At 72.0% G+C, this 13,121-nt stretch carries 12 protein-coding genes; 3 read left to right on the forward strand and 9 right to left on the reverse strand.

Annotation, left to right across the window (positions count from 1 at the left end; genetic code table 11):
* Window positions 1-28: 28 nt before the first annotated feature.
* Entirely contained in the window at window positions 29-1,075 is a 1,047-nt protein-coding gene (locus HNQ61_RS29630) for a tetratricopeptide repeat protein (RefSeq protein WP_170034879.1), read from the reverse strand.
* Between the two features lie 31 nt (window positions 1,076-1,106).
* A complete protein-coding gene (locus HNQ61_RS15960; RefSeq protein WP_170034878.1) occupies window positions 1,107-2,243 on the reverse strand; it encodes a tetratricopeptide repeat protein in 1,137 nt (378 codons plus the stop codon).
* A 211-nt stretch (window positions 2,244-2,454) separates the two neighbouring features.
* Between HNQ61_RS15960 and HNQ61_RS15965 the strand changes: the two genes are divergently transcribed.
* A complete protein-coding gene (locus tag HNQ61_RS15965; protein ID WP_170034877.1) occupies window positions 2,455-2,760 on the forward strand; it encodes a hypothetical protein in 306 nt (101 codons plus the stop codon).
* 764 nt (window positions 2,761-3,524) lie between these two features.
* On the opposite strand, the gene HNQ61_RS15970 is transcribed toward HNQ61_RS15965, so the two are convergent.
* Window positions 3,525-4,910 carry a hemolysin family protein gene (locus HNQ61_RS15970; protein WP_170034876.1) on the reverse strand — a complete coding sequence of 462 codons (1,386 nt, stop codon included), beginning with the start codon at window positions 4,908-4,910 and terminating at the stop codon, window positions 3,525-3,527.
* 102 nt (window positions 4,911-5,012) lie between these two features.
* Window positions 5,013-5,333 (reverse strand): hypothetical protein, encoded by a 321-nt coding sequence (locus HNQ61_RS15975; RefSeq protein WP_170034875.1) that lies wholly within the window; start codon window positions 5,331-5,333, stop codon window positions 5,013-5,015.
* Window positions 5,334-5,498: 165 nt separating this feature from the next.
* Here HNQ61_RS15975 and HNQ61_RS15980 point away from each other — a divergent pair, with 165 nt between their 5' ends.
* Together HNQ61_RS15980 and HNQ61_RS15985 are read left to right on the forward strand one after the other, a co-directional pair.
* Entirely contained in the window at window positions 5,499-6,368 is an 870-nt protein-coding gene (locus tag HNQ61_RS15980) for an alpha/beta fold hydrolase (RefSeq protein WP_183685703.1), read from the forward strand.
* The gene (locus tag HNQ61_RS15985; RefSeq protein ID WP_170034873.1) at window positions 6,365-7,159 is read left to right on the forward strand and encodes an alpha/beta fold hydrolase; all 795 of its coding nucleotides are present in this window, start codon (window positions 6,365-6,367) and stop codon (window positions 7,157-7,159) included. The genes HNQ61_RS15980 and HNQ61_RS15985 overlap by 4 nt, the downstream gene beginning before the upstream one ends.
* Before the next feature lie 435 nt (window positions 7,160-7,594).
* On the opposite strand, the gene HNQ61_RS15990 is transcribed toward HNQ61_RS15985, so the two are convergent.
* The 5 genes from HNQ61_RS15990 to HNQ61_RS16010 form a co-directional block, all read right to left on the reverse strand.
* Entirely contained in the window at window positions 7,595-8,353 is a 759-nt protein-coding gene (locus HNQ61_RS15990) for a DUF3108 domain-containing protein (RefSeq protein ID WP_170034872.1), read from the reverse strand.
* A gap of 2 nt (window positions 8,354-8,355) precedes the next feature.
* Window positions 8,356-9,765: a glycosyltransferase family 2 protein gene (locus HNQ61_RS15995; RefSeq protein WP_170034871.1), complete on the reverse strand. Its 1,410-nt coding sequence runs from the start codon at window positions 9,763-9,765 to the stop codon at window positions 8,356-8,358.
* 3 nt (window positions 9,766-9,768) lie between these two features.
* Window positions 9,769-10,740: a lysophospholipid acyltransferase family protein gene (locus tag HNQ61_RS16000; protein WP_170034870.1), complete on the reverse strand. Its 972-nt coding sequence runs from the start codon at window positions 10,738-10,740 to the stop codon at window positions 9,769-9,771.
* A 96-nt stretch (window positions 10,741-10,836) separates the two neighbouring features.
* Window positions 10,837-11,964: a 3-dehydroquinate synthase gene (gene aroB, locus HNQ61_RS16005; RefSeq protein ID WP_170034869.1), complete on the reverse strand. Its 1,128-nt coding sequence runs from the start codon at window positions 11,962-11,964 to the stop codon at window positions 10,837-10,839.
* Window positions 11,961-13,112 (reverse strand): carboxylate-amine ligase, encoded by a 1,152-nt coding sequence (locus tag HNQ61_RS16010; protein ID WP_170034868.1) that lies wholly within the window; start codon window positions 13,110-13,112, stop codon window positions 11,961-11,963. The genes aroB and HNQ61_RS16010 overlap by 4 nt, the downstream gene beginning before the upstream one ends.
* Between the last annotated feature and the right edge of the window lie 9 nt (window positions 13,113-13,121).

Here is a 13,121-nt window from a genome sequence, read left to right on the forward strand (position 1 = left end):
GTGAGTGCGGGGTGCGTGAGTGCGCCGGTCAGGGCGCGGAAGATGGAGCGGGCGCGGTGGATGACGATCCCGCGGGAGCCGGGGCGGAGCGCATCAGGGCGCGCAGCTCCGCCGGGGCCTGCTGCAGTTCGCGCTCGGCGTCGGCGGGGCGGCCGGCTTCGCGCAGCGCGCGCACCAGCCCGCCCCGCGCCCGCTGCGCCCCCACCCCCTCGGGATTGAAGCCGAGCGCCGTGCGGAACCGCTCCGCCGCCTGCGCCGGATGCCCGCCGTCCAGCAGCAGGTATCCCAGTTCCGTGTGCAGTCCCGGATTCTCCGGCGCCACGTCCAGCCCGGCCTTGAGCTGCAGGTTGGCGTCCGCGCGGCGCCCGGCCTCGCGGTAGATGCGCGCCAGGTACACCCGCACCTGCGGGTCGCGGGGATGTTCATCCGCCCAAGCGCGGAACCCCGCCTCCGCCTCAGCTACGCGGCCGGCGGCGTACGCGGCCTCCGCGCGCTCCAGCCCCCGCGACGCGCGTCCGTCCGCCCGCATGCGCACCACCACGACCAGCAGCAGCACCAGCACGGCCAGCGCCGCCAGCGCCTGCCAGGGAAAGCGGCGCCGCTCCGCGGGAACCGCGTGTACGGTCTGCGCCGACTCGCCGTGCAGGGGCTCGTCTTCCTCCTCAACCGGGTCTTCCAGCGGCATGGCGGGAAGGGCGCGCACGTGCGCGTCCAGCCCCTCGGCCACGGAAAGAGCCAGCTGCCCGTCGCGCGGCAGCGGCTCGTCCCCCGCGGCGATGCGCTGGGCGGCACCCTGCAGCTCGTGCACCGCCGCCGCCAGCTCCAGCGGCAGGCGGTTGCGGCGGCGCAGTTCGCCCAGCAGGTCGGGCGCGGGGAGGTCGTCGTCGGAAAGGGCGCGCAGACGCAGCTCCACCGGGGCGGTGGGGTCGTCGCGCAGCATGCGGCGCAGCGTGGTTTCCGCGGCGCGGGCCACGCGCACCACCGCGCCGGCGGGCGCCGGGCCGGCGCGCAGCAGCTCCACGTCGGCGGCGCGCTGGTGCAGCGGGCGAAGAATGCTGTCGGGGGCGAAGCTCACGGGCGGCCGGCGGGGGACGGGGAGCGCGCCATCAACGCTCGATGCGCAGCAGCCCCATGCGGGCGCTGGCCTTGAGAAACGCTTCCGCCGAGTGGGACGGAACGTCGCGCCCGGTGCGTTCGTGAATCTGCCGCGCCGCGCGCCGCATGAAGGTGCCCAGGCTGAGCGCCGGCTCGCCGCACGCATCGCGCATTCCGCCCACGATGTCGTCCCACGAGCCTTCGAACACGCTCCCCTCCGCGGTGCGGATGCGGTGCGCCGCAGCCTCCGGCTCCGCCACGGGGACCGGCGCGTTGGGGCCCAGCACCTTCATCATGAAGTCCATCTGGGCGCTCAGCTCCAGCGCGGCGGCGGCCTGCTCGTCCACCACGCCCTCGAACGACGCCTCGACTTCGGCCAGGAGATGATCGACGTCATCCGGCTCGTCGTCCAGCTCCGCAAGCGTGTCGCGCCAGGGAGCGAACCAGCCGTCGTCCTCGGTCACGCCGTCCAGCTGCGTCTTGAGCTCGATGTAGCGCCAGATGCTGAGCGTGTCCCAGTGCTCCGCCGGGGGCACCTGCTCCAGCTCCGTGAGCGCGCCGCGCAGGTCGCCGCGGTCGTGCAGCAGGTGCGACAGGTAGATGCGGGCCTCGTGCAGCTCAGCGTCCAGCTTCAGGGCGCGGCGAAGCTCGCGGCGCGCGCCCAGGTCGTCGCCCAGGGCGTGCAGCGTGTATCCGCGCGCGGCGGCCAGCTCGGCGCTGTCGGCGTGCGAGGTGCTGAGCGCGGCAAAGCGGGCGCGCGCGTCGGTGAACAATCCTTCGCGGTACAGCGCGCGGCCCACGGTGAGGCCGAGCTCCAGGTCGTCGCCCAGCCCCATCTCGTCGATCTGGGCAAAGCAGCTGAGCGCGTCCTCTACCCGGCCGAACTTGAGCAGCGTTTCGCCCAGGCCCACCCACGCGTCCTCGTACTCCGAATCCAGCTCCAGCGCACGCTCAAAGCACTGGCGCGCCCAGGCGTACTCTTCGCGCGCGATGCGGGTGTAGCCGAGGCCCACCTGCAGCAGCACCGAATCCGGGTACTGGGCAATGCCGTCCCGCAGCACGTCCAGCGCCTGGTCGTAGTCGCCGGTGTCGTAGTACTTGTGGGCCAGCTCGTCGTACTCTTCGGAGCTGAGAAATGACGTTCCCATTCAGCCTTCTTTCTGATCTTCCAAAAAGGCGGGGGATGGGCCGCGGCCCGGAACGGGGGCGCGGGGAAACCGACGGGCAAGGTGCACGGGCCGCCGCACGAATATACACCGGACCGGGCTCACTCTCCAAGGCCCGGCGCGGCCTTGCGGGTGCGCGGGAGGGCGGCGAGATTGGTACCGACGCCCCACGTGAACCGGACCCCGAGGAACGATGTTCGACTGGCTCCGCCGCCGCCGCCTGAGCAACGAGGCCAAGCGCAAGCTCCTGATCGCCGCCGCGCGCGCGGAAGAGGCGATCGTGGAGACGCACGTGGCCAACGTGCTGGATCTCATGCAGCTCCTGGGCGGCGAGGTGGACGTGGACCGCGGCCTGGAGCTGTATCACGAGATGCTCCCCATGGAGGAGCATATCTCCACGACGGTCACCAACCGGGTCCTTGCCCGCTACGAGTCCGCCGCCGTTCCCTCCGCCGCGTCGGGCCGGCGGTTCGAGAACGTGTTTCGCGACGGGCGGTAGAACCGGCACGCCCCGCGCCATCATCCCACGCCGCCCCGCCCGGGGCGGCGTTTCTGTTTCCATCCCCCGCCGGCGGTCCTCAACCGGCTGCGCTGCATACCCCGGAGCCCCGGCCGCGTTCGGTGTGCGGGTCGGGGTTCGGGGATGGGGATGGGATGGGGATGATGGGGGGGATGATGCGCGGTGGATGGTCCGGCCCGGCTGGGCCCTCACCCCGCGCGCTGCGCGCGACGACCCTCTCCCACAAACAGCCGTGGGAGAGGGAGCACACCCCAGATCGGTGCGGATCGGACGGGTTCGGCGCGCACCGAGGCCGGCCCCCATCCCCGACCCTTCCCCCAAAAACCCCTGGGGGAAGGGAGACCTCAGCGCCGGGGCTGGTTCGGTGCGCGACCGGCGGCTTCGGCCCGGCGGTCGGAATCGCGCCTCGAACGGCGCAGATTCGACTCCGCGGATCGTGCCGCCGGTGGCGTCGCGAGTCCCATACGCAGTTGAAGCCCCGAACGGCGCCTGTGGGCGTCGTGTCGGGGCTTCCCGCTGTTCGAGCGGCGGATTCATTCGCTCAACGGCATTCGCTCACGCCTGGCACTTGCCGGTACGCGCCGAAGCATCCGCCCCGACAACCCTCCCCCAGTCTTTTTTGGGGGAGGGTGGGCCGGTGGTGCCGGCCCGGGTGGGGGCCGCTCGTGGAGCCCGCCCGCCGCACCGAATCCCTCCGCGACCTCCGCGCTCCCCGCGGCCTCCGCGTGAGGGCAGTTGCCGGACTACTCCGCCGCCGCTTCTTCCGCCATCTGCGCCGGCGCGGGATCGGAAAGCCGCAGGCAGGTCACGCGGCGCTCCTCCGTCTCTTCCACGCGCAGCGTCATGGGCCCGTCCTGCCCGCGGACGAGCACGGAGTCGCCCACCTCCGGCACCCGCCCCAGCGTGCCGAACACGTATCCGCCCACGGTGTCGAATTCCTCCTCCGGAATCCGCAGCCCGAACCGCTCGTTCACGTCGGAAATCAGCACGCCGCCGTCAATCAGCACGTCGCCCTCCGGCGTCGGCTCGAACTCCGGGTCCGCCTCGTCGAACTCGTCCGTGATCTCGCCCACGATCTCCTCCAGCAGATCTTCCAGCGTTACCACGCCGTACGTGCCGCCAAACTCGTCCAGCACGATGGCCAGATGGACGGACGCGGCGCGCAGTTCGGAAAGCAGTTCATCCACCGGCTTGCTGTCGGGGACGAAGTACACGGAGCGCAGGATCTCGCGCACGTCGAACGGACCGGCCAGGTCGCCCGCGCGCTCGTGCACCACGCGCAGCAGGTCCTTGGTGAGCACCACGCCCAGCACGGTGTCGATCGTCCCCTCGTACACGGGCAGACGCGAATGCCCTTCGACGGTCGCGATCTCCAGCAGCCGCGCCAGCGACACCTCCACCGGCACCGCGACGACCTCGGGACGCGGCGTCATCACCTCGCGCACCACGGTTTCGCTGATCTCAAAGACGCCGCGCAGCATCTCGCGCTCGTCCTCTTCCATCTGCCCCGGCGTGCTTTCCGACTGCGGCTGCGTGACGAGCAGGCGAAGCTCCTCCGGCGTCTGCACCAGGGGATGGAACCCGGTGGAGGTCACGCCGAACAGCCGCACGATGCCGCGCACCAGAAAGTTGAGCGGCCAGGTGACGGGGGTGAGGACGAGCGCCAGCAGCCGCAGCGGCGCCACGGCCAGGTTGGCGGTGATCCACTCCGCGCGATGCACGGCGATCAGCTTGGGCACTTGCTGCCCCAGCGTGGCGTGCATCAGCGACACCCCCAGCAGCGCCAGAAAGACGGCGACCGCGGTGGTGGAGCCGATGGCCAGGCCCAGGATGCGCACCGTGCCGCGCCCCATCACGGGGAGCAGATAGGTGTGGGCGAGGCGGACGGAGTAGAAGCCGAGGGCCACGGAGGCCAGCGAGCGCGCCACCTGCGCGGCGAACACGAGTTCCTCCAGCCGGTCGAGCGCGGGAAGCACGCGCGCCGCCTGGGCGTTCCCCTGGCGTACGGAGCGCTCGATGCGGATGCGGCGAACCGCGATCAGGGCAAATTCGGCCGCCACCAGAAAGGCGTTGGCCGCAATCAGCCCAAGAATGTAGAGAAGGGAAAAACTGCCGGGGTCGGAATCCATGCGGGGGACCGGGGTAAGTGCGCCGTGGCGCAGAGCCGCGGCGCGCGGCGGGCCGAACGGGAGGCGGACCGCGCCGCCTCCCCTGCCCCGCCGCGAACGCCGTCAGGCCGCGGCGGGCTCCTGCTCCTGCTCCGCGTCCTCGTGGGTTTCCGCGACCGCGGGCTCCACGTCGGCGGCGTTGGAGATCACCGGGCTGCAGAAGCGCAGGCCGATCGTCTCCAGCTCCTTCAGCTCGCGCTCCGTAAGCGCGGAATGGCGTTCCTTGAGGAACTCCACCGTATCCTTCATCCACTCCTGCTGCTGATCGGGCGAAGCCTTCATCACGCCGCAGCGGTGGATATGTCCGAACAGTTCGTTGCGCGCCTCGTCCAGCGCGGTGGGGCGGCTGGTGCGCTGGGGCGCGCGGTCACGATTACGGCTCAAATGTGCCTCCTGGGTAGATGAGTCACCGTCCCTCCGCGGAGGGACCGGACACGTGCATTTGTGTATAGCCCGGAAAGATAGCGGATTTCCGCCCCCGGCGAAACGGCTGCCGTGCGGCGGGTCCGGTGCTTGCCTGCCGTTGATTGCATCGGTTGCGCGGCTCTGGTGAGCCGAACGTTTCCTTATACCCCGCGGCGCCCGGAAGTGCCCCTTCGCACCCTGCCCCAGCTGATTCGCCAGGAGCCCGGCCGCCACGTCCGCTGGCGCGACCTGGACCTGCGCACGCACCAGGCGGAGCTCGGACCCTATCGCATTCACTGGGCCGAGGCGGGAGCAGGGGAGGAGGCGGTGGCGCTGCTGCACGGGCTGAGCGGTTCGTCGCGCTGGTGGGCGCGCAACATCCGCGCGCTGGCCGACCGCTACCGCGTGCTGATTCCCGACGTGATCGGCTTCGGGCGCAGTCGGCACTCGGCGTTTTCGCTCCCGGACGTGGCCACGGTGGCCGGCGTGCTGGCGGAGTGGATGCACGGCGCGGCGGGTGAGCCCGTCCACCTGGTGGGCCACTCCATGGGCGGACAGCTGGCCATTCACGTGGCCGCGCGCCATGGCGAGAGCGTGCGCCGGCTGGTGCTGGTGGATGCGGCCGGGCTGCCCCGCCCGCTCACGCCGCGCCACGTGATGCGCTTTGCGTACGAGGTGGCGCCCCCGCGGCGGTGGGGCGATCCCACCTTTCTGCCCATCATCGTGGGCGACGCGCTTTCGGCCGGGCCGTGGCGGGTGATGCGCGCGCTGCGCCACATTCTGCGGGACGACGTGCGCCCGCTGCTTCCCCGGATCCGCCACCAGACGCTGCTGATGTGGGGCGGGCTGGACACCATCATCCCGCTGGAGCACGGCAGGGAGATGCGCGCCGCGATTCCCGATTCGCGGCTGCTGGTGCTGGACGGCGCCTTTCACAACCCCATGGTGGACCGTCCGGCGGACTTCAACCAGGCACTGCTCGCCTTTCTGGCGGGAACGGAGGTCGGCGAGTGACGGATGGAGCCCGGTTGGGCGCCGCGGCGGCGCAGTGGGCGGGGACGCACCGGGTGCAGGCGGGGCCGTGGTGGATGCGGTACCGGGACGCGGGAGAGGGGCCGCCGCTGGTGCTGGTGCACGGGCTGGGGTGCTCGGCGGACTACTGGGTGCGCAACGGGGCGTGGCTGGCGGCCGCGGGCTATCGCGTGCTCGCGCCGGACCTTCCCGGCTTCGGGCGCACGCAGGGGCCCAGGGCGGGGTTGAGCATTCCCGCGCAGGCCCGCGCCATCCGCAAGTTCGCCGAGGCGCTGAACCTGGGGCCGGCGGTGTACCTGGGGCACTCGCTTTCGTGCCAGGCCGTGCTGGAGTTCGCGGGGGCGGTGCCGGAGCGCGTGGCGGGGGTGATCCTGGCCGCGCCCACGGGAGACCGGCGGCGCAAGCGGCTTCTGCACGAGGCGCTCGGCTTCATGCAGGACATTCCGCGCGAGCCGTTTTCGCTGGTGCCGTTCATCGCCGACGCGTACGTGCGGGCGGGGCCGGTGCGGTGGGCGCGCACGTGGCTGGCGGGAAAGAGCCACGACGCGTTTCGCGCGGCGGGGCGGGTGCGCGCGCCGGGGCTGGTGCTGGTGGGCGAACGCGATCCCGTGGTGTCCAACCACTTCGCCACGTCCATCGCCCGCGCGCTGCCGGATGCGCGGGTGCAGATGGTGCCGGACGCCGCGCACGCGCTGATCTACAACCAGTCCGAGCGCTTCAACGCCGCCGTCATCCGCTTCGCGGACCACTGCCACGCCGCGGTGGGCGCCTGATGCTCGACCAGAGTTTGTCATCCTGAGCGAAGCGCGGCGCCGTCTCTTCCGACACGCCGGACCGTAGCGCGAAGTCGAAGGATCCTGCCACGGTGGATGCGGATCGCGCGGCAGATGGGGAACGGATCAGACTCGAACCTGGGTGCGCGCGGCTGGCGATGTGGCAAGATCCTTCGACTCGCTGCATGGTCTGGCGCACCCGGAAAGTACGGCATCGCCGCTCGCTCAGGATGACAAACGGGGGCGCGTCTCGTCTCCCCGCGCGCATTCCGTCCGTCCTCCGTGTCCTCCGTGCATCCTCCGTGACCTCTGTGCGAAACGGCAGTTGGCAGACTCATCCGCGGCACGGAGCACACGGATAAACGAAAATCCGCCTCGGGACGTGCTCCCGCGGCGGATTCTCATCATCAACAGAATTGGGACGTTCGTGGCGGCTCAGGTGCCGGGGCGGAACGTGCGCAGAAGCATGGTCAGCGACCCCACGATCGGCACGCGGCTGCGGATGAGCACCGGAATGCGGTGCTCGTCATCCGAAAGGAACACCTCCGCCTGCCCGCCTTCGCCGAACAGCCCGTCCGTCTTGATCACCGGCTGCACCACGATGGTGCGGAAGCGCCCCGCGGGAACGCTCACCGTCTCACGGCGCACGACGCGCAGCACCACCGGGTTTCCGCTCGCCTTGAAGTAGCGGGGCAGCGTGTACACGGCGCCGACCTCCAGCGGCAGCGTACGCGCGTAGTACAGGAACGACAGGTCGTCCAGCGGCTGGTTGGTGGGAATGGTTCCCGTGCTGCCGTTTTCGCGCCGGTACGTGCGGTTCTCCGGAAAGAAGTCGTACGTGCGGTTCCGGCGATAGCGGACTTCGTGCAGGTTCTGGTGGAACCGGCGCGAGAACAGCCCGTCGGTGTCGATCCAGCTTTCGTACACGTCTTCCACGCGGGCCAGCGTCACGCGGCCGTTGATGGTCATGCGCGTGTGAAAGGTCTGCTCGCCGCGGATGGTCTCCAGCCCCACCACCTGCAGCGTGCCCTGCCCCACCGAGGCCCCGGCCAGCTTCACCTGGTACGTGGCCAGCTCGCCCGCGCGGAACGGAAGGCGGGCCTGCTGCGCGGACGCATCCGCCGCGCCGGCCGCCAGCACGGCGGTGAGCGCAACGGCCGCAACGCCGCGCAGGGAACGGATATATGACTTCATCTCTACCCTTCGCTTTCAGGAACGGGGGCCGGTGCCCCCTCCGCCGCGTCCCCACCTTCGCGGGAGGCGGCGGGCTTTCTGCGGCGCGGCCGCCGGGGCCTGCGCCGTGCGGGCGCTGCGCCCTCTTCCGGGGCCGAGCCGTCGTTCAACGCCGCAGCGGAGTCCATCGCGACACCCTCGCCGCCCTCCGCCCGCGGTCCACCTTCCTCCGAACGATCCACGCCGGACTCGTCCGCGGACGACGGATCCGCGCCGGACGCATCCATCTCGCCGGGCGATCCCTCCGCCGCGGCCGCCCGCGCGCGCGCCGACTTGCGCCGCCGCGGCTTGCGCTTGGCCTTGCGCGGGGCGTCTTCCGCTCCGTCCACGGCCGGAGCCGCGTCCATCTCCTCGATCTCCGCCACCGGAGCCGCGATCGCGTCCTCATCCACCGCGACGGCATCCACGGCCGGCTCGGGACGGGGCGGCTTTTCGCGGCGGGGGCGCGGCTCGCGCGGCGGGCGGGCCTCCGGTGCCGCGGCCTCGGTGGACGGCGGCGGTGAGGCCGCGCGCGTGCGGGGGCGCGCATCGCGGGCGTCGCGCGCGGCGCGCAGGTCCGCGGCGGACATGCGGTCCGGCGTGGCGGCGGGCACTTCGCGCTCCGCCAGCGTGTCGCGCTCCTCCGCGGGGCGCACGGCGCGCGAACGGCCGGGCGCCAGGCGAGCCAGCGCCCACGCCTCGCGCACGGCGTCCCACGGGCGGAAGCGCGATTCGCGGTCGCGCCGCGTGTAGCGCAGCCCCACCTCGGCCTGCTCGGCGCGGCGCACGTGCGGCGCCACGCGCACCAGCAGTTCGGCGTTCGCCGCCCATCCAGCCCGCGACAGCAGCGGCTTGCCTTCCACGTCCGCCAGGGCGCGCTTCAGCACCTGCAGCCGGTACGCGCGGAACCCGCTGAACGGGTCGGTGATCTCCCGCGGAACGGCGCTGCGCTTGAGCAGCCAGGGAAGCCCGGCGCGGGACCAGCGCATCCCGCGCGTGACCTCACCCTCCACCGTGCTCACGGCGGAGCCCACCACGTCCGCGCCGCCCTCGATGCGCCGCACCAGCGCCGGAATCTCTTCCGGCGGCTCGGTGAAGTCCGCCTGCAGAAAGACGGCGGAATCGCGCTTGGGATGCGTGCTGCGGGCGACCGCCTCGCGCGCCAGCGTCTCGACCGCGGCGGCGTATCCCCGGTTGCGCTCGTGGCGCACCACCGTAAGCGGCAGCACGCGGGCATAGGGGGCCAGGACCTCGGCCGTGTCGTCGGTGCTGCCGTCGTCCACCACGAGCAGGTGGTAGTCCCGCCCGAACTCGGCCATGACCTGCCGGATGCGCCACAGAAGGACGCCCACGGTCTGCGCCTCGTTCAGCGCGGGGATGCAGATGTAGATCAAGCCTCAGCTCTCGTGGTCGGGGTCGGGCCCATCAACCTCAGCGATACCCTGTTCGCGCGCGGCGGGTTCCGGTTTCGGCCGGGTTTTCCATCGGCGGTGGAACCAGAAGTACTGCTCCGGGGCCTCGCGGATGCTGCCTTCCAGCCGCAGCGCCAGCTCCGCCGTCAGCGTCTGGATGTCCGCTTCCAGGTCTCCCGTGCGCGTCACCGGAACGCGCGTTCCGCTTACTTCGTAGCGCACGCCGGGCCCCGGAAGACGGCGCGCGACACAGGCGAACACCGGCGCGCCGAAGCGCACGGCAAAGAGCGCCGGGCCGCGGTGCGTGGATGCGGGCGTGCCGAAGAAGGGGACAAAGACGCCGGAGCGGCGCGCGTCCTGGTCCGCCACGATGCCGACGACGCCGTTCTTGCGCAGCGCGCGCGGCACCCGGAGCGGCGCCTCCTTCTGCAGGATCGTCTCGATCCCCAGGCGCTTGCGCGTCTCATCCAGCCGCGCGTCCACCATGCGGTTGCCCTGCCGGCGGACGATGGCGGAGATGGGGATCCCGCGCGCGGCCACGGCGGCGGCGGCGATCTCCCAGTTGCCGTAGTGCCCGGTGACGAGCATCACGCCCTTGCCCTCGGACAGCGCTTCTTCCATCTCGTCCCACCCGCGCGTGACCGTCCGCTCCACGACCGCGGCGGGGTCCAGCCGGCTCAGCCGCAGCATGGCCGCGGCCTCCCGGCCCAGGTGCTGGTAGGAGGCCCGCGCCAGCCGGGTCCGCTCCCGGTCGGAAAGCTCGGGAAAGGCGAGGCGCAGATTGTCCATCACCACGCCGCGGCGCAGGCCCAGGCGGTAGATGGTGCCGCCCAGCCGCCGTCCGAAGGCGTCGGCCATCCCCTCGGGAAGGGTGCTGACCGCCCGCTCCAACGCGCGCGCCAGGCCGTATTCAAGGCGGCGCCGCGCCGGGCTCCGCCGTCCTTTGTTGTCCGCCAAACCCGTTTCCGTGTGAAAGCCGGTCCGGAGCAGCGCCCCGGACCGGTCATGAACCCGCCGCTTTCCGCCCGCCCGCCGAAAAGGACGTTGGATGGATCAGCCCCGGCTGCCCACCCCGGCCAGCACCTCGGCGACGGTTTCGTCCGCCACCGGGTGTCCCCATACGCCGGCAGGGCCGATGAAGGGCCGCCCGAAGTCCTGGATGAGGGAATACTCCACCCGGCCCGCGCGCGCCTTCTTGTCCAGCCGCGTGTGCTGCACCACCGCGTCCGCGCCAAAGTCGATGGGCAGCGACGTCGGCAGCCCCAGCCGGGTAAGGACGCGCCGCAGCCGCGCGGACGTCCCCGCCGCGGTCACCCCGGCGCGCTCGCCGATGCGCGCTTCCTCCACCATCCCCACCGCCACCGCCTCGCCGTGCAGCAGCGCGTAGCCGGAGAGCGTTTCCACCGCGTGGCCGATGGTGTGGCCGAAGTTGAGCAGCTTGCGCGGCCCGCACTCCATCACGTCGCTGGCCACGATCTCGGCCTTGATCTCCACCGACCGCATGATGAGCCGGCTGAGCGCCTGCGGGTCCGCGGCCAGGAGGGATTCGACGTTGTCCTCGATCCAGTCCAGGTACTCCGCGTCGGCGATGGCGCCGTGCTTGACGGCCTCGGCCATCCCCGACCGCAGGTGCGCGTCGGGCAGCGTCTGCAGCATCTCGGGGTCGATGAGCACGCACTGCGGCTGATGGAACGCGCCCACCAGGTTCTTGCCCGCCGGCGTGTCCACCCCCGTCTTGCCGCCCACGGAAGCGTCGATCATGGCCAGCAGCGTGGTGGGCACCTGCACCAGCGGCAGCCCGCGCATGTACGTGGCCGCCACGAAGCCGCCCAGGTCGCCCGGCACGCCGCCGCCAAAGGCGATGACCGCCGTGTCGCGCCCGCATCCGGACTCCATCATGGCGTCGCTCACCAGCGACCACGTTTCGCGCGTCTTCTGCGCCTCGCCGGAGGTGAAGGCGAAGACGTCGGTGCGGTGCCCGGCGGAGTGCAGCATGCGCGACAGTCGCACGGCGTACAGCTCCGCCACGCGGTCGTCGGTGACCACGGCGTAGCGGTGCGCCGGACAGAACCGCGACAGCGCGGTGGCCAGGCTGGCGAACAGCCCGGAGCCCACCAGCACCTCGTAGCCGCGCGAGTTGGCTTCGGGAAGAGAAACTTTGACCCTGTGGGGCGTGCTCATACCGTATCCTCGAGTCTCAGCCGGGCGCGGCGGTCCATCCCCGCGCCCAAGACGGTCTCATCCGCCAGCCAGTGCGTCACCGCGGCAAGGTCGCCATCCAGCGACTGTGCCCGGGCGCGGATCGCGGCGGCCGCGCCGCCGTCCCGCAGCAGCGCCGGCAGCCGCGCCAGCTCCTCCCCTTCTCCCAGTTCCTTCGCCACCCCGGCCAGCCGCTCCGCCAGCCGCAGCGCCGCGTCGGCCGCGGTGATGGTGCCCGGCTCCGCGCGCTCCACGTCCGCCAGCTCCGCCGTGGGGCCGTGCCGGCTGGCGCGCCATCCGTTGTCGCTCATCAGCGGCTGCAGAAACGACTCGGGGAGCGGCGACTCCCTCAGCACGCCCTCCGCCGCGCCCGCGACAATGACGCGCGCCAGCGAGGCGATAAGCACCGCGTCCTGCAGCCGGGGCGTGCAGTCCGCCACACGGATCTCCACCGTGGGATAGACGTGGTGCGGGCGCAGTTCCCAGTAGATGCGCCCGGGCCCGTCGATGCGCCCGGAGTCCGTCAGCCACCGCACCAGCGCCGCGTACTCCGCGTCGTCGCGAAAGCGGGGCGGCGCGCCGGAGCGGGGCCAGCGGCGCCACAGCACGGAGCGGTACGAGGCGTGTCCCGTGTCGTCGCCCACCCACAGCGGCGACGAGGCGCTCAGCGCCAGCAGCACGGGCAGGTGCAGGCGGACGATGTTGCACACCCGCGCCCGGTCCGTCCCCGGCGGCAGCCCCACGTGCACGTGCATGCCGAAGATGGCCTGCGACTCCGCCAGCCTGCGGTACTGCGTCCGGAGCGCCTGGTACACCGGCGCGGGGTTGAAGACGTGCCCCTCCGCCGGGCTGAACGGGTGCGTGCCGGCCGCCACCACGCGGGTGCCCTCGGCCTCCGCGGCGATGGCGGCGGTGAAGCGAAGGCGGGCCAGGTCGTCGCGGACGCAGCTGGTTCCCTCGCACACCCGGGTTTCCACCTCCACGGTGTGCTCCTGCATTTCCGGCTTCAGCTCGCCCGTCCAGTCGGTGGCGATCACGTACCGCGCGCGGCTGCGCAGTTCCGCGGAACGCGCGTCCACCAGCTGGTACTCTTCCTCCACCCCGACCGTATACTGCTCTCCGGCTGCCATCCTGCGTCG

Source organism: Longimicrobium terrae (genome assembly GCF_014202995.1).
Classification (GTDB): Bacteria; Gemmatimonadota; Gemmatimonadetes; order Longimicrobiales; family Longimicrobiaceae; genus Longimicrobium; species Longimicrobium terrae.